General features: G+C 55.7%; 17 protein-coding genes. 14 read left to right on the forward strand and 3 right to left on the reverse strand.

Annotated elements, in window-relative coordinates:
* Positions 1 to 16: 16 nt before the first annotated feature.
* The 3 genes from OB87_RS08110 (at position 17) to OB87_RS08120 (ending at position 3,621) form a co-directional block, all read left to right on the forward strand.
* Entirely contained in the window at positions 17 to 1,063 is a 1,047-nt protein-coding gene (locus OB87_RS08110) for a sialidase family protein (protein ID WP_033568940.1), read from the forward strand.
* A 113-nt stretch (positions 1,064 to 1,176) separates the two neighbouring features.
* On the forward strand, positions 1,177 to 2,517 hold the full coding sequence (locus tag OB87_RS08115; RefSeq protein ID WP_033568941.1) for an MFS transporter: 1,341 nt from the start codon (positions 1,177 to 1,179) through the stop codon (positions 2,515 to 2,517).
* A 99-nt stretch (positions 2,518 to 2,616) separates the two neighbouring features.
* Positions 2,617 to 3,621, forward strand: a complete 1,005-nt coding sequence (locus OB87_RS08120) for a LacI family DNA-binding transcriptional regulator (RefSeq protein WP_033568942.1) — start codon at positions 2,617 to 2,619, stop codon at positions 3,619 to 3,621.
* On the opposite strand, the gene OB87_RS08125 is transcribed toward OB87_RS08120, so the two are convergent.
* Positions 3,615 to 3,986, reverse strand: coding sequence for a YceK/YidQ family lipoprotein (locus tag OB87_RS08125; RefSeq protein WP_050515674.1), 372 nt, complete (start codon positions 3,984 to 3,986; stop codon positions 3,615 to 3,617). The genes OB87_RS08120 and OB87_RS08125 overlap by 7 nt on opposite strands.
* Positions 3,987 to 4,286: 300 nt before the next feature.
* Between OB87_RS08125 and ibpA the strand changes: the two genes are divergently transcribed.
* The 5 genes from ibpA (at position 4,287) to dcuR (ending at position 9,880) form a co-directional block, all read left to right on the forward strand.
* On the forward strand, positions 4,287 to 4,700 hold the full coding sequence (ibpA, locus tag OB87_RS08130) for a small heat shock chaperone IbpA (RefSeq protein WP_013315795.1): 414 nt from the start codon (positions 4,287 to 4,289) through the stop codon (positions 4,698 to 4,700).
* Between the two features lie 149 nt (positions 4,701 to 4,849).
* Positions 4,850 to 5,299: a small heat shock chaperone IbpB gene (ibpB, locus tag OB87_RS08135; protein ID WP_033568944.1), complete on the forward strand. Its 450-nt coding sequence runs from the start codon at positions 4,850 to 4,852 to the stop codon at positions 5,297 to 5,299.
* A 663-nt stretch (positions 5,300 to 5,962) separates the two neighbouring features.
* Entirely contained in the window at positions 5,963 to 7,375 is a 1,413-nt protein-coding gene (locus OB87_RS08140; RefSeq protein ID WP_033568945.1) for an anion permease, read from the forward strand.
* A 156-nt stretch (positions 7,376 to 7,531) separates the two neighbouring features.
* Positions 7,532 to 9,145: a sensor histidine kinase gene (locus OB87_RS08145; RefSeq protein ID WP_033568946.1), complete on the forward strand. Its 1,614-nt coding sequence runs from the start codon at positions 7,532 to 7,534 to the stop codon at positions 9,143 to 9,145.
* Positions 9,146 to 9,157: 12 nt separating this feature from the next.
* Entirely contained in the window at positions 9,158 to 9,880 is a 723-nt protein-coding gene (gene dcuR, locus OB87_RS08150; protein ID WP_013315799.1) for a two-component system response regulator DcuR, read from the forward strand.
* A gap of 59 nt (positions 9,881 to 9,939) precedes the next feature.
* On the opposite strand, the gene OB87_RS08155 is transcribed toward dcuR, so the two are convergent.
* On the reverse strand, positions 9,940 to 11,283 hold the full coding sequence (locus tag OB87_RS08155; protein WP_033568947.1) for a 2-hydroxycarboxylate transporter family protein: 1,344 nt from the start codon (positions 11,281 to 11,283) through the stop codon (positions 9,940 to 9,942).
* Positions 11,284 to 12,501: 1,218 nt separating this feature from the next.
* Between OB87_RS08155 and dppA the strand changes: the two genes are divergently transcribed.
* From dppA to dppF, 5 genes are all read left to right on the forward strand, one after another.
* Complete coding sequence (dppA, locus tag OB87_RS08160; RefSeq protein WP_033568948.1) at positions 12,502 to 14,109, forward strand: dipeptide ABC transporter periplasmic-binding protein DppA; 1,608 nt, start codon at positions 12,502 to 12,504, stop codon at positions 14,107 to 14,109.
* 181 nt (positions 14,110 to 14,290) lie between these two features.
* The gene (gene dppB, locus OB87_RS08165; protein WP_033568949.1) at positions 14,291 to 15,310 is read left to right on the forward strand and encodes a dipeptide ABC transporter permease DppB; all 1,020 of its coding nucleotides are present in this window, start codon (positions 14,291 to 14,293) and stop codon (positions 15,308 to 15,310) included.
* Between the two features lie 12 nt (positions 15,311 to 15,322).
* Positions 15,323 to 16,225 carry a dipeptide ABC transporter permease DppC gene (gene dppC / locus OB87_RS08170; RefSeq protein WP_033568950.1) on the forward strand — a complete coding sequence of 301 codons (903 nt, stop codon included), beginning with the start codon at positions 15,323 to 15,325 and terminating at the stop codon, positions 16,223 to 16,225.
* A 28-nt stretch (positions 16,226 to 16,253) separates the two neighbouring features.
* Entirely contained in the window at positions 16,254 to 17,234 is a 981-nt protein-coding gene (dppD, locus tag OB87_RS08175; RefSeq protein WP_033568951.1) for a dipeptide ABC transporter ATP-binding protein, read from the forward strand.
* Positions 17,235 to 17,242: 8 nt separating this feature from the next.
* Positions 17,243 to 18,238 (forward strand): dipeptide ABC transporter ATP-binding subunit DppF, encoded by a 996-nt coding sequence (gene dppF, locus OB87_RS08180; RefSeq protein ID WP_395856664.1) that lies wholly within the window; start codon positions 17,243 to 17,245, stop codon positions 18,236 to 18,238.
* Positions 18,239 to 18,413: 175 nt separating this feature from the next.
* On the opposite strand, the gene OB87_RS08185 is transcribed toward dppF, so the two are convergent.
* The gene (locus tag OB87_RS08185; RefSeq protein WP_033568953.1) at positions 18,414 to 19,829 is read right to left on the reverse strand and encodes an aminotransferase-like domain-containing protein; all 1,416 of its coding nucleotides are present in this window, start codon (positions 19,827 to 19,829) and stop codon (positions 18,414 to 18,416) included.
* A 283-nt stretch (positions 19,830 to 20,112) separates the two neighbouring features.
* On the opposite strand from OB87_RS08185, the gene OB87_RS08190 reads away from it, so the two are divergent.
* A complete protein-coding gene (locus tag OB87_RS08190; protein WP_033568954.1) occupies positions 20,113 to 21,021 on the forward strand; it encodes an EamA family transporter in 909 nt (302 codons plus the stop codon).
* Positions 21,022 to 21,149 lie beyond the last annotated feature (128 nt).

A 21,149-nucleotide genomic window follows, 5' to 3' on the forward strand; every position in this document is an offset into this window, starting at 1 on the left:
CCCCAAGGACACCCTGATGACGCTGACAATGACAACACAGCAATTCATCCTGCCTGAAGAGCATGACTATTTCGGCAACTGCCACGCGTCGACCGTGGTGGCCTTGCCGGATGGGCGGCTGCGGGTGGCCTGGTTTGGTGGCGAAAAGGAAGGCAGCGGTGACACCGCAATCTGGCTGGCCTGCGCCGAGCAAGGGCGCTGGTTGCCACCGGTGCGGATAGCGTGGGAAGACGGGCTGGCGCACTGGAATCCGGTGCTGCATTGGCAGGCGGGTACGCTGTGGTTGTTCTATAAAGTGGGCGCGGATGTGCACCACTGGCAGACCCGGATGAGGGTATCGACGGATGACGGCGCGAACTGGTCTGCACCGCGTGCGTTGGTGCCCGGCGACAGCGCGCCGCGCGGGCCGGTGAAGAACAAGCTGTTGGTGATGTCCAACGGCGAGTGGCTGGCTCCTGCGTCTGTCGAGGACGACCGCCACTGGGATGCCTTCGTGGATCTCAGCAGCGATCAGGGACAGCGCTGGCAGGCCGTGCCCATCCCCCTGACTCATCACTCCGCCGGTGATGGCGGTGACGGAGCGTTGTGGCAAGGGCTGGAGCAGGCGGCGCTGTGGGAAAATGACCTGACGCGGGTGTTCCAGTGGGATGGCGTGATTCAGCCGACGGCCTGGGAGTCAGCACCGGGGCGGGTGCACGTACTGATGCGCAGCACACGCGGCGCGCTGTACCGCAGCGATTCGGACGACTATGGTCGCCACTGGTGCGAGGCTTATGCCATCGACCTGCCGAACAACAACAGTGGTGTCGATCTGGCGCATTTGGGGGCGGGCCGTCTGGTGCTGGTCTACAACCCGGTGACCGGCAACTGGTGTCACCGCTATCCGCTGACGGTGGTCTGTTCCGTCGATAACGGCGAACACTGGGAAAATCATATCGACCTTGAGCAGGAGCCCGGCGAGTTTTCTTATCCCGCCATTATTGCTGATGGCGACACGTTACATGTGACCTACACCTGGAATCGAAAAAATATCGTTTATTGCACGCTGATATTCAGCGGGTAGTCGTTGTAGCACTCAAAAAAACCTGTACCCTACACCCCCCGCCGACCTCCGGGTTCGGCGGCGTCCGGATGGTTTTGCCTGAAGGGCGATAAAAACATAAAGCGAGGAACATCATGTCGATTTCCGTGGAATTATCCCAACACCAGGCGATGCACAATAAATCCAATATCCGCCGCGTGGTGATCTCCAGTTGGATTGGCAACACCATCGAGTTTTACGATTTCCTGCTCTACGGACTGGCGAGCGCGCTGGTGTTTGGCAAACTGTTCTTTCCCACCGTCAGCCCGCTCACGGCAATGTTGGCGTCGTTCGCCACCTTTGGCGTAGGGTTTATTGCTCGCCCACTGGGCGGTATCTTCTTCGGCCACATGGGCGACACCCTGGGGCGTAAACTGACGCTGCTGATTACCCTTGGCGGTATGGGGTTATCGACCTTTCTGATCGGCTGCCTGCCCACGTATCACCAGATTGGCGTTTGGGCACCGGTGTTGCTGGTGGTGCTGCGTTTCGTGCAGGGCTTTCTGGTGGGCGGCGAGTGGGGCGGCGCGATGCTGATGGTGGTGGAAAGTGCGCCTGCGAACCGTCGCGGCCTACTTGGCTCCATCCCGCAGACCGGTGGTTTTTCCGGACAACTGCTGGCGACGGCCATATTCGCCATTGTGTCAACGCTGCCGGAAGACCAATTGATGTCGTGGGGCTGGCGTGTGCCGTTCATGCTGAGCGTGGCGCTGGTGCTGGTGGGGTTGTATATGCGCCGCAAGGTGGATGAAACGCCGGTATTCCAGCAGGTTCAGCAACAGCAGGCGCGTGAGAGCGCGTCGGTGCGTCGTCAAAGTCCGGTGGTGGAAGTGCTGCGTAAACAGTGGCGCAGCGTCTGCCTGATTATGGTGCTGCGTTTTGCAGAAAGCGTGCCGTTCTTCCTGGCGACGGTGTTCGCCGTGTCCTACGCTACGGTACAACTGGGTGTGCCCAAGCAGACCATGCTTAACGTGATCATGGCGACCTGCGTGCTGGCGTTCCCGATGCACGCGTTGTTTGGCGCGTTGTCTGACCGGGTGGGCCGCCGTCCGATCTATATCTTTGGCGCGTTGTGTGCAGCAGCCATGGCATTCCCGTTCTTCTATCTGCTGGAAAGCGGCTCCTTTGGGCTGATGGTGCTGGGGTACATCCTGCTGATCAACATCGCCCATAACTCCATCAACTCGGTGCAACCGGCGTTCTTTACCGAACTGTTCGGCCCGAAAGTGCGTTATAGCGGCGCGTCCATTGGCGCTCAGTTGGGGGCGATTGTCGCAGGTGGTTTCACCCCGTTTATCGCCAAGGGGCTGACGTCGCTGGATAACGAATCCTGGACGCTGGTGGCGACTTACGTCACGGTAGCGGCGCTGGTGGCGGCGTTCGCTGCCTGGAAAGCACCGGAAACATCGCGTCGGGATATGACCAAAGAGGTGTGATTTATTGATCGCGGCCAGGGTCGGCCGCGCTTTAGCTGCGTCGAGTTAGTTATTCCGTTACACTGGCTCTTTTCAGTTCTCACAGGGATATTCTGTTTCATGGCGAAAACAGTTGAGCAGATTGCCAGTGCCTTGAAGTTGTCCGTGACCACGGTACGTTTGGTGCTGAATGGAAAAGCGGAACAGTATCGGATTAGCGCCAAAACCCAGCAACGCATCCACCAGTACGTGACCGAGTACGGTTACACCGTCAATCACGTCGCCCGCAGCCTGAAGCTGAACAAAACCGACACGCTGGGGCTGATCGTGCCCCGCCTCTCCAACCTATTCTTTTCAACGCTGGCTGAAAAGCTCGAAACCCGCTGCCGTGAGGTGGGCTATCAACTGATGATCAGCTGTTCTTACAGTGACCCGCAGTATGAAAACCGACTGGTAGAGGCACTGTTGCAACGTAATGTCGACGGGTTATTCGTGGTGCCGTCGTCGCTACAGTCGGCTCAGCATCACGCGAAGGTGGTAAAAAAGCCGCTGGTGCTGCTGGACCGTGACTTCGACATCGAGCAACTGCCGCTGGTAATGAGTGACAACCTACAGGGCGGAGTGGCGCTGACGGAAGCGATGCTGGCCGCTCAGCCTGCTGCGCCACTGTTTTTTATGGCTGGCGACGTGCAACAACCAGCGATTCGTGACCGTCTGCGCGGGTATCACCAGTCGGTACAGCAGGCCGGGCTGACCCCGGCGGTGCTGGAGGCCAGTCATAACCGCCGTGAAGACGGTATGCTGATGATGGAGCAGTTCTTACGCCAGCATGATGCGCCACCACCGGCGTTCATTGCGTCGTCATTGCCAGTGCTGGAAGGGATGCTGAGCGTGGTGCGCGAGCGCTATGGCTATATTCCGGCACACATTCATATCGGCACCTTTGATGAACACGCGATGTTGGGATTTTTACCGAATACGCTCTGGTCGATGCGTCAAAACGAGGACGCCTGGACGGAACAGGCGTTTGCCGCGATGCAGCAGGCGTTGAACGGCGATGCACAGCCACATAAAGCGGTGATCCCCATGACCCTCATCCACCGTCGTCAGGCGGACAGTCACTGACGGGCGTTATTGGCCGAGACGGGGATCATCATCGGTGGTGGTTCGTCAGCCTGTTTACGGCGTTCGTATTCTTCCAGACGGTCACGGGCTGAGGTGTTGTGGTGGTCGCTGTGGACGCGGTAATAGTCATAGGGCAACAGCAGCGTATCCAGCATGGCGGAAAAGGGCACATCCAGTGCGACCATCGGCATCATCGCCCAACTGGTGTCCTCGTCTTTTAGTGTCGTCATGCTGGATTTGGTGCCGGAATAGTACCCCTGCTCGCCGCCTGAGTGCGTCATTACGCTGGAACAGCCACTGCATGTCACCAGTATCCCGCCTGACAGTACGAACGACAATGAGGCATTTTTCAGTATGGTCATCATGCTACCCTGAGGAGAGTGTTCCCGGTTACGTGGTTGAGGGTGTGTGCATCGTCCTGCATATGGGTTACGGCCTTCAGATATTTTAGCAAATTGTGCTTGCTGTCCAGTGTATGTGATTACACCCGAACCTGGGAAAGAATAAGAGAATTTTCCTTCGCCGTGTTGAAAAGCGGAGGTGGGTCACCATATTGATATCAGACAGGATGGAAATACGCCGACAGGGTTTTTCCTCCGTACCTGACGCCTGTCCGAATGGAAGGCGGTTATCTTTCGACCTCGCTGCATGTTAGGAGGCAGTTTATGCGTAACCCCGATTTTTCCCCGCTGTATCGCTCCGCTATTGGTTTTGATCGTCTGTTTAATCTGCTGGAAGCAGGTCAGAGCCAGGGAAATGGTGGATATCCCCCGTATAACGTTGAATTAGTTGACGAAAACCAGTACCGCATTGCGATTGCCGTGGCCGGTTTCGCTGAAAGCGAACTGGAGATCACCGCGCACGACAACATGCTGATTGTCAAAGGATCGCACAGCGGCGACGCCACCCCGCGCAATTACCTTTATCAGGGCATTGCCGAGCGCAATTTCGAACGCAAATTCCAGCTGGCGGAACACATTCAGATTAACGGTGCCAACCTGGAAAACGGTTTGTTGTTCATCGACCTGCAACGGGTAATCCCGGAAACGCTGAAACCGCGTCGTATCGAAATCAAATAAGCGTGATGCCGTTGGCGTGTGACGCCGCGGCAATGCGTGAACCGATCTCAGAGGTTTCTCTGAGTGACTGCATCTGTTCGTCCGCCGAATGGGGACGATCCGGCTACTGCCGGAAACCGTTATCTCGCTTCACAGAAGGAGTTATGAGTATGCGCAACTACGATTTATCCCCCCTGCTGCGTCAGTGGATTGGCTTTGACAAACTTGCCAGCACCATGGGCACTCAGGAAGCGGTGGAATTCCCGCCGTACAACATCGAAAAAGTCGATGACAACCATTACCGTATTACGCTGGCGCTGGCTGGATTTCGTCAGTCAGAGCTGGATATTGAAGTGGAAGGGCAGCGCCTGACCGTGAAAGGTTCGCTGACGCTGCCGGAGAAAAAGGCGCAGTACCTGCATCAGGGGCTGGTGTTCAAGCCGTTCTCGCTGAGTTTCACGCTGGCTGAACACCTGCATGTGTCTGACGCACAGTTTCAGCACGGGCTGCTGCACATTGACCTGATTCGTGACGTGCCGCAGGCGCTGCAACCACAGCGAATCGCCATTGGCCGCCGTGCGCCTGCGCTTCACGAGAAGGCGCAGGATGAGCAGGCTTAACCGGCCATCATCGACCGCCCGCGAGAGACTCGCGGGCATTTTTTTAACATCTTGTCCCGCTTTTCTCAGCCAGTCACCGGCTGCTGGCGATGGTTTACATGAGTTTCTAATGACTATTTCCCGCATTTAACGGGAAAATACCGAAAAACACTTCAGAATTATTTTATTTCCTGCCCGAATAGAATCAAATTAACCAATAAATAACGGTGATGAAAACAGTATTCATTAATGGATTGTTATTAACATCATCGTTAATTTCATGTTTTAAATTTGTTATCTCACGACGAAATTATTTATTTTTGAAATGGCGTTTTTATTTTAAAGGGTAAATTATTAAACCTGTTTAGTAATTAAAATAACAGTGGATTATTCCACTTTTATAATACTATTTTCCCCGTTGATCACTTCACTTGATTTTGATGGGACGAGAAAAGCACCCTGTTCTTTTCGTTTTCTCGTCTTTTTTTTGCTGATGCTGTACCCGTTGTGTTTGTCAGGCTGTATCCCGCCATGAAAGATGGTGATGGCGCGCCGGAAAACTCGCTATCCGCATAGTCGGACGGCGAAATAAGGGTGATGAAGAAATAAAACAACTCCTCCACTCGTAACACGGGACTTCCGGTAAAAGCGGCTGATTTCGTTTTAATCTTGAGTGGTGTTAGTATGTCTGCAAATAACAGCAGGTTAGTTAAGCTTCTTATTATCCTCGGCATAGCCGTTATATTTTGGTTTGTTCCCGTTCCTGAAGGCGTTAATCCTACCGCCTGGCACCTGTTGGCAATATTTATTGCTACGGTTATCGGTTTGATTCTCTCCCCTTACCCCCTTGGGGCCATTGCTATTTTTAGCATCACCGCCGTCTCGGCGCTCGGCTTGCTGTCGGTTAAGGATGTACTGGTTGGGTTTAGCGACCCCACCATCTGGATGATTGCCTGCGCCTTTTTCATCTCGCGCAGCTTCATTAAAACCGGTTTCGGCCGCCGCATCGGGTTTCTGTTCATCAGCAAGCTCGGCAACAGCAGCCTGGGGTTAGCGTATGGTCTGGTGTTTACCGACCTGTTGTTTTCTCCGGCGATGCCGTCAACCTCCGCACGCTGTGGTGGCATTATCACCCCGCTGTTCCGCTCTATCGCCGAAGCTTACGGTTCAACGCCGGAGCAGGGCACCCAACGGCGTATCGGCTCGTTTCTGGTACAGACCATTTTCCAGTGTAACGCCATCACCTCGGCGATGTTCATGACGTCGATGGCTGGTAACCCGCTGATCAGCAAACTGGCGACCCAGTTCGGTGTTCACCTGACCTGGACTGAATGGGCGGCGGCAACGCTGGTGCCGGGGCTGCTGTCGTTGATCGTCATCCCGCTGGTGCTCTACCGTTTTTACCCGCCGGAACTGAAGAAAACCCCGGAAATGCGTGAGATGGCTAAGACTCGCCTGCACGAAATGGGGCCGATGAGTCGCAACGAATGGATCGTGTTGTGCGTGTTCCTGGGGCTGGTGGTGTTCTGGGTGTTGGGGTCAACGCTGAATATCGACGCGACTCTGACCGCCTTGGGCGGCCTGAGCGTGTTGCTGTTGACCCGCGCGTTGAGCTGGGAAGACGTAACCGGTGAGAAAGAGGCCTGGCACACCGTGGTGTGGTTCGCCGTGCTGATGATGCTGGCGACCCAACTGAACAAGATGGGGCTGATCGCCTGGCTGGGTGGCATCGCTGGTCACGCTGTCGCCGGGATGCACTGGCTGCCGATGGTGGGCCTGCTGCTGCTGGTGTACTACTACAGCCACTATTTCATGGCTAGCGCGGTAGCACATATCAGTGCTATGTATGCCATTTTCGTGTCGATCGCCATTGCAGCGGGTGCGCCGCCGGTACTGACGGTGCTGGCGTTTGCCGCGTTCAGCAACCTGTTTATGGCGACCACACACTACTCCGGCGGCCCGGCTCCTATCATGTTCGGTTGCGGTTACCTGTCGCTGGGTTCCTGGTGGAAGATTGGTTTCCTGACTGGCCTGGTGGTCATTCCCATCTGGCTGGGCATCGGCAGCCTGTGGTGGAAGGTTTTGGGGATGTGGTAATAAGTGCTGGGGATGTGGTGATCGTCTTTTGCCTATCTGTTTGATTCGCCGCCGCCGGATATGGGCGGCGGTTTTGTTCTCTGTGTGGAAATGGCGCAGAAATAGTGCGAACAGGTTAAGATAGTGGGATCGATGATGCGAATTCCGGAGCGAGAGATGAGTAAAAAAAAGACACCGCTGAAACTAGGCACGTCGATCATTCTGATGGTGTCGGCGGTGATTGGCTCGGTGCTGCTGGTGGTTTATGCACTGCTGTTTTTCCGCATTACCGAACTGACCGAAACTCACCTCAAAGATAAAGCCTTCGCCATTGCCCGCACCGTGGCTAATTCGCCGATCGTGGTGGATGACCTGAAAGGTATTGGCAATCCGATGCTGGTACAGCGTTTCTCCGAGGACGTGAAAAGCCGTAACCACCTGTTATTCGTCATCGTTACCGACATGGACGGTATCCGTCATTCCCACCCTGAACCTGAGCAGATTGGTCGCCATTTTATCGGTGATGACCTCTATCCGGCGCTGCTGGGGCTGGAGAATACGGCGGTGAACCGCGGGGTGCTGGACCCGGCGCTGCGTGTATTCACGCCGGTGTTTGACGAAAATAACCAGCAGCTCGGGGTCGTGGCGGTGGGGATTTCGCTCTCCAGCGTGCAGTCGGTGATTAACGAAAACCGCTGGATCATTCCCTGGACCATCCTGTTCGGGGCGCTGGTTGGCCTGCTCGGCACCTATTTTCTGGTGAAAACCCTCAAACGCATCATGCTGGGTTTCGAACCGTTCGAAATTTCCAATCTGTTCGAGCAACGCAACGCGATGCTCAAGCAAATCAAAGAAGGGGTGATCGCGGTGGATACCGACCTGCGTGTCACCATCATCAACGACGAAGCCAAGCGGTTGTTTAGCCAGCATGGGTCTGGCGAAACGCTGGCGATCGGCAGCACCATCAGCCGTTGGCCAGCGCTGATGAATCTGGAAAAGGTGCTGGAAACCGGTGCACCGCGACAGGATGAGGAAATCAATTTCAACGGCAATCTGTTGCTGATCAACACTGTGCCGGTGGTGGTGAAGGGCGATATTATCGGTGCCATCGCCACTTTCCGCGATAAAACGGAAGTCAGCCAGCTGTTGCAGCGCCTGACCGGGATGTCGTATTACGCCGACGCCCTGCGCGCCCAGTCACACGAGTTTATGAACAAGCTGCATGTGATTCTCGGGATGTTACATTTAAAATATTACCCGCAACTGGAAGAATATATTTTAAAAACCGCCAATAATTATCAGGCGGAAATCGGTTCGATTATCCGAAAAGTTAAATCTCCGGTGATTGCCGGGTTCCTGTTGGGTAAAATCAATCGGGCGCGGGATTTGGGTGTTACGCTGTCCATCAGCGAAGACAGTCTGTTGCCGGATACTGACGATTCTCAGGCCACCAATGAGCTGATCACCGTGCTGGGCAATCTGATCGAAAACGCGATGGATGCCTTGTCCGGTCTGGAAAACCGCGAGATCGCCGTGACCTTCCATCATCAGGATGGGCAGTTACACTGTACGGTGAGTGACGATGGTCCGGGTATTGCGCTGGATATTCAGCAGCGTATTTATCAGGAGGGATTTTCCACCAAAGGCACCGGACGCGGTATCGGCCTGTACCTCACTCGGCAGAGTCTGGAAAAAATCGGTGGAACCATCGATTTTGAATCCGAACCGGACGTTTACACCCAGTTTTTTGTGAATATCCCTTATCAAGCAAGGCAGTTTGACCATGATTAAGGCAGTTTGACCATGATAAATGTACTGATCGTCGATGACGACGCCATGGTGGCGGAGTTGAATAAGTGTTATCTGAATCAGATTTCCGGGTTTAGCTGCTACGCGACGGTGCCGACGTTGCAGCAGGCGCGAAATCTGCTGATGCAACCTGACTGCGAGATCGATCTGGTGCTGCTGGATATCTATATGCAGCAGGATAACGGTTTGGATTTGCTGCCCACGATTCGTGAATTCAGCGAACACACGGACGTGATCATCATTTCATCGGCCAGCGACGTGTATACCATCAAGAAAGCGCTGCATTACGGTGTGGTGGATTATCTGATCAAGCCATTCCAGTTCGCCCGCTTCGAACAGGCGCTGACCGCCTATCGGGAAGAGGCTAACCTGCTCAAACACCGTGAGTTTGTCGCGCAGTCGGACATCGATAACCTGATTCGTCGCACCAGCGGCACCCCGACGGTGGAGCGCAAGAAGCTGCCGAAAGGGCTGACCAGCCTGACGCTGCGCACCGTTTGCGAATGGGTTGAGGGCAATCAGGGGGCGGAGTTTTCCACCGAAATGCTGGCTAACGCCATTGGTATTTCCCGCGTATCCTGCCGTAAATACCTGATCTATCTTGCGGATACCGGCATTCTCGACACCAACATTCTCTACGGTTCCACCGGCCGCCCGGTCTACCTTTACCGGTTGCTGCCAGAAAAGCAGGACGCGTTGCGACAGTACTGCGAATAACGCTAAAACGAAAAAGGCCACGGTATCCGTGGCCTTTTTCGTATGAACCGCTTGGCGTATTACACCAACCAACCGAGCAGCAGGGTGGCGGCGATCACGGTGGAGGCACCGCCGATACGGGTGGCGATTTGTGCGAACGGCATCAGCGACATACGGTTGGATGCGGACAGGATCGCCACGTCGCCGGTGCCACCCAGACCACTGTGGCAACTGGTCACGATGGAGGCTTCAACCGGGTACATCTTCAGGTACGGCGCGATGAAGAAGCTGATCAACGCCATTGAGAGCACCACGGAACCGCACACCACCACGTAGCCGACGGAGAACACCGCTACCACGCTTTCCAGCGGCACGTACAACATGCCCAGGCCGATCATCAACGGCCACACCAGCGAACTGGATACAAACTTGTAGAAGCTGTTGGCACCGGTTTCCATGCTGGACGGGATAACACGGCCGTATTTGCACAGCACCGCGATCAGAATCATCAGTACCGGGCCGGGGATATGCAGCACTTTTTCAAACAACCCGCCAACGATGAAGAAGGTACAGATCAGCAGCAGACCACCCCCCATCAGATGGAAATCTACCGTTTTCGGCGTGTCTTTCACCGCAAACAGCGCGTTATCGGTTTCGTTACGCACCAGATTACCGTTACCGTTCAGGTCACTGCGCCATACGCCGATGCGCGCCAGTACACCCGCGCAGACGATGGCAAAAATGTTACCGACAACGGCAGCAGGCACTAACTGGGCGACGTACACGTCTGGAGCCTGACCGAGGATGGCGGAATAGGCCAGTGACAGCGGCAGAATGCCTTCGCCGATGCCGCCGCCGATAATCGGCACGATGATGAAGAAGAAGGTGTGATAGAAGCTGTAGCCAAACAGTTTACCCACCAGCAGGCCGGTCACCACCGCGGTGGCGGTGCCTACCACCAGCGGAATGAACATGCGGATCATGCCCTGAATCAGGATGACGCGGTTCATACCGAGGATGCTGCCCACCACCAGACTGGCGATGACGAAGTAGAGGAAATTGGCGTCTTTCATCAACAGCTTGACGGTATCCAGCGTGTTGGCGTTAAACAGATGAAAATACACCAGAATGGACGGCACCATCAGGCAGAGAATCGCCGGGCCGCCGATTTCTTTCAATACTGGAATACGCTGGCCGATATGCGCCAGCAGGAATCCCATGGTCATAATAACGGCGAATCCGCCGATCATGTTTTTAGGCAAAAAACTGGCATAGGCCGCAATAAATACGACAGTGGAAATGACCAGAAAAAGAATAAAGGGCACGGCACCAATGCGAGTTTTATTTAAGCTTTCCAGTAAGCTTGATGGTGAGGCGGTGGCGAGTGTGTTATCACTCATGATTTCAGTTTCAATGTTTTTCATTATATTCACCCTGTTGTAGCGGCATAGGACAGAGATAAGAAGCTTGCTCTGCAAGACGTGGAAAATTGTGTTATGAGCGCAAAGCGCAACAGCCATGCGACACACCATCAAAGGGAAAAGGCGATGTTATTTTTATTCCAGCATGTTCTTTAGGTAATCTAGCATGAGGAAATGTTAAAAATAATAGCCATTCACTACAAATATGGGGGAATTGTGAAGCCCACTGCAATTCGCTTTTAAATAACTTAATTCGAAGTTTTGTAATTAAAATTAATTTGTGAGTGTTGTGGTGAGATTATTTAGATAGGCGGGTTAGTTTTAGCTGTGTAATTGGTTTTAGTCATGTGAAATTACCACGGCAGGGATAAATAAAAAATAAAATTTAAAAAGTTATATAAATAAAATTCCAGGGAGATGTAATGATTGAAACTGGGATTATGTCGGCGAGATCGTTGCTATCCGGCAGCATCGCCATTTTCTGCCATACTGTGAGCGGCGGGGAAGAAACCAGCGAGCGCGGTACGACGGTCATCCGACCGATGTGCTCGGTGCTTTTGCTGCGGTGGTATAAAGTTTTTTTATAGTGCGCAAATAGTTACAGAACGGGTAACACGGATGATAGGAATACATCATCCCTATCAGGGTTTTGTCAGTATTTTCACCTGATTTTAACCTTTTTAACACGCTTTATTGTGCAGTAATTCACCATTCGAGAGGATTTTCCTATGAGTTCTTATGTGGTGATAATTATTACATGATGGTGTTCTTGTGGTGTTACCTGTTGCTTTATTGTCATTTTTCGGACTTTATCACCAATAAAGTGGCGATTTAAGCTAATTTTATACCATGATGATTTTGTGGTTTCTGTTTGTAAATCCTAACAGGTTATATTGACGCGATTGTGATCTGTTGACACATTGTGGGCGTCACAAGGAGGAGGGCAGCAGAGTACCTGGAATCATTATGGTTGATCTGACAGGGCTAGTGGGGGTTTTCCTGCTTGTCCCGCACTGTTGTCTCTCCCTGTTTACTATTACATCAGTCTCTGGACACGTTCCTCGGGCTGAAACAAAAAAAGTACAGACCACCGCGATAAAAACCATCGCGATAACCCCAATCGCGATAGCCATGTTGCAATGACAACCGTCATGACGACGACAATCGCGATGACAACAACAGGTCTGACTGACACACAACATCCACAATGGAGTTCATGTAATGGCTAAATCCCTGATGAAATCAAGGGTGCTGAAACTCAGCCTTGGTTTGCTGGCGCTGTCTATTGCTGCCGGTGTACAGGCAAAAACCCTGGTGTATTGCTCAGAAGGTTCCCCGGAAGGTTTTAACCCACAGCTGTTCACATCCGGCACGACTTTTGACGCCAGCTCCATTCCTATTTACAACCGTCTGGTCGAATTCAAGAACGGTACTACCGAAATCGAGCCGGGTCTGGCCGAAAAATGGGATATCAGCGCCGACGGTAAAACCTATACCTTCCATCTGCGTAAAGGTGTGAAGTGGCAGGACAGTAAAGAATTCAAACCGAGCCGTACCTTCAACGCTGACGACGTGCTGTTCTCCTTCCAGCGTCAGTTGGATGCCAACCACCCGTTCCACAAAGTTTCCGGCGGCAGCTACGAATACTTTGAAGGCATGGGGATGAATGACCTGATCAGCAAAATCGAGAAAGTGGATGACTATACCGTCCGCTTCCAACTGACCCACGCTGAAGCGCCGTTCCTGGCCGACCTGGCGATGGACTTTGCCTCCATCATGTCCGCCGAGTACGGCGACAAAATGTTGAAAGCCGGTACGCCGGAGAAAATCGACCTGGATCCGATCGGCACCGGTCCGTTCCAGTTGCAGCAGTATCAGAAAGATTCCCGCATTCTCTATAAGCGTTTTGACAGCTTCTGGGGCACCAAGCCGGGTATCGACCGTTTGGTCTTCTCCATTACCCCGGATGCTTCCGTGCGTTATGCCAAGTTGCAGAAAGACGAATGTCAGGTGATGCCGTACCCGAACCCGGCGGACCTGGCCAGCATGAAGCAGGACAAAAACATCGAACTGTTGCAGAAGCCGGGCCTGAACGTGGGTTACCTGTCGTTCAACGTCGAGAAGAAACCGCTGGATAACGTGAAAGTGCGTCAGGCGCTGACTTACGCGGTGAACAAGCAGGCGATCATCGACGCGGTTTATCAGGGTGCCGGTCAGGCTGCGAAAAACCTGATTCCGCCGACCATGTGGGGCTATAACGACGACGTTAAGGATTACGCTTACGATCCGGCCAAAGCCAAGGCGTTGCTGAAGGAAGCGGGTCTGGAAAACGGTTTTGAAATCGACCTGTGGGCGATGCCGGTACAGCGTCCGTACAACCCGAATGCCCGCCGCATGGCGGAGATGATTCAGGCTGACTGGGCGAAAGTGGGCGTGAAAGCCAAGATCGTCACCTACGAGTGGGGTGAGTATCTCAAACGCGCCAAAGCCGGTGAACACCAGACCGTGCTGATGGGCTGGACCGGCGACAATGGGGATCCGGATAACTTCCTGGCGACGTTGTTCAGCTGCGACGCGGCGAAGAAAGGCTCCAACTACTCCAAGTGGTGCTACAAGCCGTTTGAAGACCTGATTCAACCGGCCCGTGCGGTGTCCGATCAAGCTAAACGTATTGAACTGTACAAACAGGCTCAGGTGGTGATGCACGATCAGGCTCCGGCATTGATCGTGGCGCATTCCACCGTGTATGAGCCGATTCGTAAAAACGTCAAAGGCTACGTTATCGAGCCACGCGGCGTGCACAGCTTCAATCACGTATCAGTAGATTAATTACTTATCACGTCACCTTTATGGGCGATGGCAGCGCTATCGCCCCTGTTGTTTCTTCTGTAGGAGAACGGCAGGGGAGCGCTTCAACGCCCGTTTTAACGCAGTGAGCAATGTCAGGTTCGATGGCGAGCACCATCGGGCCCTTTATCTCTAATAAGAGAAAGCACAGAGAGTTCGGGATATGTTGCAGTTCATACTCCGTCGTTTGGGGCTGGTTATCCCAACGTTTATCGGTATTACCCTACTGACTTTCGCTTTCGTGCACCTGATCCCCGGCGACCCGGTGATGATCATGGCAGGAGAGCGCGGTATTTCTCCGGAGCGCCACGCGCAACTGATGGCGGAACTGGGGCTGGACAAGCCTCTCTGGGAGCAATACTTCCACTACATCAACGGTGTGCTGCATGGCGATCTGGGCATGTCCCTGAAGAGCCGCATACCGGTCTGGGATGAGTTTGTGCCGCGGTTCAAAGCCACGCTGGAACTGGGCGTCTGCGCGATGATTTTCGCGGTGATCGTCGGTATTCCTGTCGGGGTGCTGGCGGCGGTCAAGCGCGGTTCCATGTTCGACCATACCGCAGTCAGCGTGGCGCTGACCGGCTACTCCATGCCGATTTTCTGGTGGGGCATGATGCTGATCATGCTGGTATCGGTGCAGTTGAACCTGACGCCGGTATCTGGCCGGGTGGGCGACACCTTATTTCTGGATGATTCCCTGCCGTTAACCGGCTTTATGTTGGTAGACACCTTAATCTGGGGTGCGGAAGGCGACTTCAAAGATGCCGTGATGCACATGGTACTTCCGGCGATTGTGCTCGGCACCATTCCGCTGGCGGTGATTGTGCGTATGACGCGCTCGGCGATGCTGGAAGTGCTGGGCGAGGACTATATCCGTACCGCGCGCGCCAAGGGGCTGAGTCGCCTGCGGGTGATTGTGGTTCATGCGTTACGCAACGCCATGCTGCCAGTGGTGACGGTGATCGGTTTACAGGTGGGCACCATGCTGGCCGGGGCGATCCTGACCGAAACCATTTTCTCCTGGCCGGGGCTGGGCCGCTGGCTGATCGATGCGTTGCAGCGCCGTGACTATCCGGTGGTGCAGAGCGGGGTATTGCTGGTCGCTACCATGATTATTCTGGTGAACCTGCTGGTAGATGTGCTCTACGGCGTGGTGAATCCGCGTATCCGGCATAAGAAATAAGGGGAAGCGGAGATGACTCACGTTACCGAATCCGCAGCGACGACTGCGCCAAAGCCGATGACCCCGTTGCAGGAGTTCTGGCACTATTTCAAACGTAACAAAGGGGCCGTGGTCGGCCTGGTTTACATCATTCTGATGCTGGTGGTGGCGGTTGGTGCCAGCGTGCTGGCACCGCATTCACCGGCTGAGCAGTTCCGCGATGCACTGCTGAAACCGCCGGTCTGGCAGGAAGGCGGCAGCTGGCAGTACATTCTGGGAACTGACGATGTGGGCCGCGATGTGCTGTCGCGCCTGATGTACGGCGCACGTCTGTCGCTGCTGGTGGGTTGCCTGGTGGTGGTGATGTCGCTGGTTCTCGGCGTCGTCTTCGGTCTGGTTGCCGGTTACTTCGGCGGTGCGGTCGATGCTGCCATCATGCGTCTGGTGGATATCATGCTGGCGCTGCCGAGCCTGCTGCTGGCGCTGGTGCTGGTGGCGATTTTCGGGCCGTCCATCGTCAATGCGTCGCTGGCGTTGACCTTCGTGTCACTGCCGCACTATGTGCGCCTGACTCGCGCCGCAGTACTGGTGGAAGTCAACCGCGACTACGTCACCGCTTCGCGCGTGGCGGGCGCCGGTCCGCTGCGCCAGATGTTCGTCAACATTTTCCCTAACTGTCTGGCGCCGTTGATCGTCCAGGCATCGATGGGTTTTTCCAACGCCATTCTCGACATGGCCGCGCTTGGGTTCCTCGGCATGGGCGCACAGCCGCCCACACCGGAATGGGGCACCATGCTCTCCGACGTGCTGCAGTTTGCGCAGAGCGCCTGGTGGGTGGTGACGTTCCCCGGTCTGGCGATTCTGCTGACGGTATTGGCATTTAACCTGATGGGGGACGGCCTGCGTGATGCTCTCGACCCCAAACTCAAGCAGTGACAGAGCAAGCAGTGATAGAGGTAAAGAGATGGCGTTACTCAACGTAGAAAAACTGTCGGTGCACTTTGGCGACGAGGGGCTGCCGTTTCGCGCGGTAGACCGCATCAGCTATCAGGTGGAGCAAGGGCAGGTGGTCGGCATCGTCGGCGAGTCCGGCTCCGGCAAATCCGTCAGTTCGCTGGCGATCATGGGGTTGATTGATTTCCCCGGCAAGGTGATGGCCGACCGGCTGGAGTTCAACCAGCGCGACCTGCAGACGCTGTCCGACAAGGAACGGCGTCAACTGGTGGGGGCGGAAGTGGCGATGATCTTCCAGGACCCGATGACCAGCCTCAACCCCTGCTACACCGTGGGTTTCCAGATTATGGAAGCCATCAAGGTGCATCAGGGCGGTAACCGTAAAACCCGTCGTCAGCGGGCGATCGACCTGTTGAATCAGGTGGGGATTCCTGACCCGGAATCGCGGCTGGATGTGTATCCGCACCAACTGTCGGGTGGGATGAGCCAGCGCGTGATGATCGCGATGGCGATTGCCTGCCGACCGAAGCTGTTGATCGCCGACGAACCGACGACGGCGCTGGACGTGACCATTCAGGCGCAAATCATCGAACTGCTGCTGGAGTTGCAGCAGAAAGAGAACATGGCGCTGATCCTGATTACCCACGATCTGGCGCTGGTGGCGGAAGCGGCGCACCACATCATCGTGATGTACGCCGGGCAGGTGGTGGAATCTGGCAAAGCGGCGGACATTTTCCGCGCTCCACGTCACCCCTATACCCAGGCGCTGCTGCGTGCGCTGCCGGAATTCGCGGTGGACAAGTCCCGCCTGGCGTCGCTGCCTGGCGTGGTGCCGGGCAAGTATGACCGGCCGAACGGTTGTTTGCTCAATCCGCGCTGCCCGTACGCCAGCGATCGTTGCCGTCAGGAAGAGCCTGAGATGCGGGATATCCCCGGTCGTCAGGTGAAATGTCATACACCGCTGGATGATGCGGGGAGGCCAACCGTATGAGCCAGACCATGAATGCCGCCGGGCAGCCGTACCTGCTCGAAGCGATTGATTTGAAAAAACACTACCCGGTGAAAAAAGGGCTGTTCGCACCGGAGCGACTGGTGAAAGCGCTGGACGGCGTGTCCTTTACGCTGGAGCGCGGCAAGACGCTGGCGGTGGTGGGCGAGTCCGGTTGCGGCAAGTCGACGCTGGGCCGCCTGCTGACCATGATTGAAACCCCGTCGCACGGCGAGCTGTACTATCAAGGGCAGGACCTGCTCAAGCCGGACCCGGCGGCGCAGAAGCTGCGTCGGCAGAAAATTCAGATCGTGTTCCAGAACCCCTACGCGTCGCTCAACCCGCGCAAGAAGGTAGGTCAGATTCTGGAAGAACCGCTGGTGATCAACACCGATCTCACCAAGGCGGAACGCCGTGAAAAAGCGCTGGCGATGATGGCGAAAGTGGGCCTGAAAACCGAGCACTACGACCGCTATCCACACATGTTTTCCGGCGGCCAGCGCCAGCGTATCGCCATCGCCCGCGGTCTGATGCTGGACCCGGACGTGGTGATCGCCGACGAACCGGTGTCCGCGCTGGACGTGTCGGTACGCGCGCAGGTACTGAACCTGATGATGGATTTGCAGCAGGATTTGGGGCTGTCTTACGTATTCATCTCCCACGATCTGTCGGTGGTGGAGCACATTGCTGATGAAGTGATGGTGATGTATCTGGGCCGCTGCGTGGAGAAAGGCAGCAAAGACGCCATTTTCAGCAACCCGCGCCACCCGTATACCCAGGCGCTGTTGTCCGCCACGCCGCGCCTGAACCCGGATGCCCGCCGCGAACGCATCAAGCTGACCGGCGAGCTGCCAAGCCCGCTCAGTCCGCCGCCGGGCTGCGCCTTCAACGCCCGCTGCCAGCACCGTTTCGGCACCTGCACCCAGTTGCAGCCGCAACTGAAACCGCACGGCGAGCAACTGGTCGCCTGCTTTGCGGTGGAACAGGAAGACAGTCAGGTAAGCTGACGCTGGTGGTGAAATAAAAACAGCCCCGGCTAAAATCGGGGCTGTTTTTTTATACGCAGCATCGGCTGAGTGTTTTTAGCCGTTATCCGTTATTTTTGGTAAACATCTCGTCCAGATCCGTCACCGAGCGCAGTTTCCAGGCTCCATTTCCCTGTACATAGCAACCTTTGCCGCATTACGCCTCTGACTTGCTCTCCCGCACCCAACGCGCCAGCAGTTGAATAGCCTCGTGTACCTCTTCATTCCAGCCGAAACCAGCGTTGAGCCGCAGGCAGTGGTCGTAACGCCGGTCGGTGGCGAAAATGTGCCCCGGCGCGATGCCGATGCCCTGCTGCCGGGCGCGGGAAAACAGATCGCGCGATGAGCAGCAGCCCGGCGGCAGCGTGACCCAGATGGCGTAGCCGCCTTCCGGTTGCGAGACTTGAGTGCCTGCCGGGAAGTCATGCAGCACCGCCTGACGCAGCCGGGCAACCTGGCGCGCCAGTTCGCGGCGTAGTTTGCGCAAGTGAGCGTCGTAACCGCCGTTGCGCAACAGTTCGGCCAGCGCCACCTGCGGTGTCAGCGACGTGCCCATGGTGGAGGTGAATTTGAGGGCGGCGAGTTTGCGCTGCCAGTGTGCGCTGCTGACCCAGCCGATGCGGATGCCAGGGCCGACCGTCTTGGAGAAGCCGTTGCACAGCAGCACATTGGGGCTGAACGCGCGTAATGGAAACGGCCGTTGTTCGCCGAAAGCGGTATCGGCGAAGGTATCGTCTTCAATCAACGCGATGCCGTGCCGGTCCGCTGCGTCGGCGATACGGCGCTTGTAGGTATCCGGCAAGCTGGTGCCGAGCGGATTGTTGATGTTGGTCAGCGAGATGAACGCGCTCACCTGACGCTGGCTGAACAGCGACTCCAGTTGGTCCACATCCATATGCCCGCTGGTGTCTTGCCCGACTTCCACTACCCGTAACCCCAGATTGCGCAACATCTGCAACAGCACGAAATAGCAGGGCGACTGCACCGCCACCGCGTCGCCGCTACGGGTCACCGCCCGCAATGACAGCGACAGCGCCTCGATACAACCGTTGGTGATCAAAATATCGTCGGGATGCAGATGGCAACCGTAATCCAACGCCCGCCGGGCGATCTCTTCTTTTAGCGGCAAATAGCCGCTGCCTTTGACGTCGTTGCCCAGCATCATCGGATTGGTGTAACTGGCCTGACGGATGAGCTGCCCCATCTTTTTCAGCGGATAGAGCGCGTTATCACCGTTAGCCAAATCGAGCCGCACCCGGCATTCGGTGCCGACCAGCGACAGGTGCAATTCGGTTTGTTCGTCGAGCACCGGCAGCGCGACCGGCTGTGGGACCGCCGTCATGGCGTTGCTGCGGCGCGTGTCGGCGACAAAAAAGCCAGATTTGGGCCGTGCGAGGGCGAAATGCTCATTTTCCAGCGTGCGCAGCACTTTCATCGCCGTGGTGGCGCTGGTGCCATGCTGCTGCGCCAGCGCCCGCACCGACGGGAGCCGGTGATGGGCAGGCAGGGTGCCGCTCTGGATGGCCCGAATGAAGTGATCGGCAATCTGGCGGTAGCGGGGGGTGTCTGACATCGGGAAGCCCTGAATTCAGCAGTGATGCCGACAGGTTACGTTGAAGCGTAGGCGACAGGCAATCTGTCGTACACCGTTTGTGCGGAGATAAGGAAGGGGCAGGCGTGATGTCTCTCTTAAACCGGATGTGGCGGTTGTAACCGGATATCGTGATGAAACCGGATATCGTGATTGTACACCGGCGCTCTGTATTACCTGTTATTGCGCGCAACTGTGTCTGTCGGCAGTACCGATTTACCAGTAGGTTAATCAGTAGGTGTGGTTCTTAACGACAGGGTAAAAAATGACAATAAAAGATCGGTTGCTGGCGTTGTGCGTGGTGGTGGTGTGGGGCATTAATTTTGTGGTGATGAAAATCGGCCTGCATGACATGCCGCCGTTTCTACTGGCCGGGCTGCGCTTTTTGCTGGTGGCGCTGCCCGCTATCCTGCTGGTGCCGCGCCCCGCGTTGCCGCTGCGCTGGCTGGCGGCATACGGCATGACCATCAGTTTCGGGCAGTTCGCCTTTCTGTTCTGTGCCATCAAAATGGGGATGCCGGTGGGCGTGGCGTCGCTGGTACTCCAGGCGCAGGCATTCTTTACCCTGATGCTGGGTGCCTGGTGGTTGAGCGAACGGTTGCAGTGGAATCAATGGCTGGGCGTGCTGGTCGCGGCGTTGGGTATGGTGGTGCTGGCGCAGAGTAATACAGCGAACGCCTCGTCGCCGGGTATGACGCTGACCACGTTGTTGCTGACGCTGGCGGCGGCGGCCTCCTGGGCCTGTGGCAACATCTGCAACAAGCAGATTATGCGCCACCACCCGGTGAACGCCATGTCGCTGGTGGTGTGGAGTGCGCTGATTCCGGTTGGCCCGTTCCTGCTCTGTTCCTGGCTGTTCGAAGGTGGTGACACCATCGTCGCCAGCCTGACGTCTATTCGCTTATCTACTGTGCTGGCGCTGATGTATCTGTCGTTTATTTCCACGCTGATTGGGTACGCCATCTGGGGTAACCTGCTGTCGCGTTATGAAACCTGGCGGGTGGCACCGCTGTCGCTGCTGGTGCCGGTGGTCGGTATCCTTAGTGCAGCGTTGTTGCTGGGCGAAAGTCTATCGACCGGGCAGCTATTGGGCGCGTTGCTGGTCATGCTGGGGCTGTTGGTTAATGTCTTTGGCGCGCGGTTATGGTCGTTGCGATTGGCTCGTCAGCTCTGACGTGGCGGGATAAGACTGTGAAACCGGCCTTATCCCATTGCCAAGGCACAAATGTCGGCCCGGGCGGGATGCTGGTAAAAACAAGGGCAGATACGCAGGAGGAGTCAGAGAAGCTCGAACAATTAATT

This window comes from Dickeya undicola (genome assembly GCF_000784735.1).
Taxonomy (GTDB): Bacteria; Pseudomonadota; Gammaproteobacteria; order Enterobacterales; family Enterobacteriaceae; genus Dickeya; species Dickeya undicola.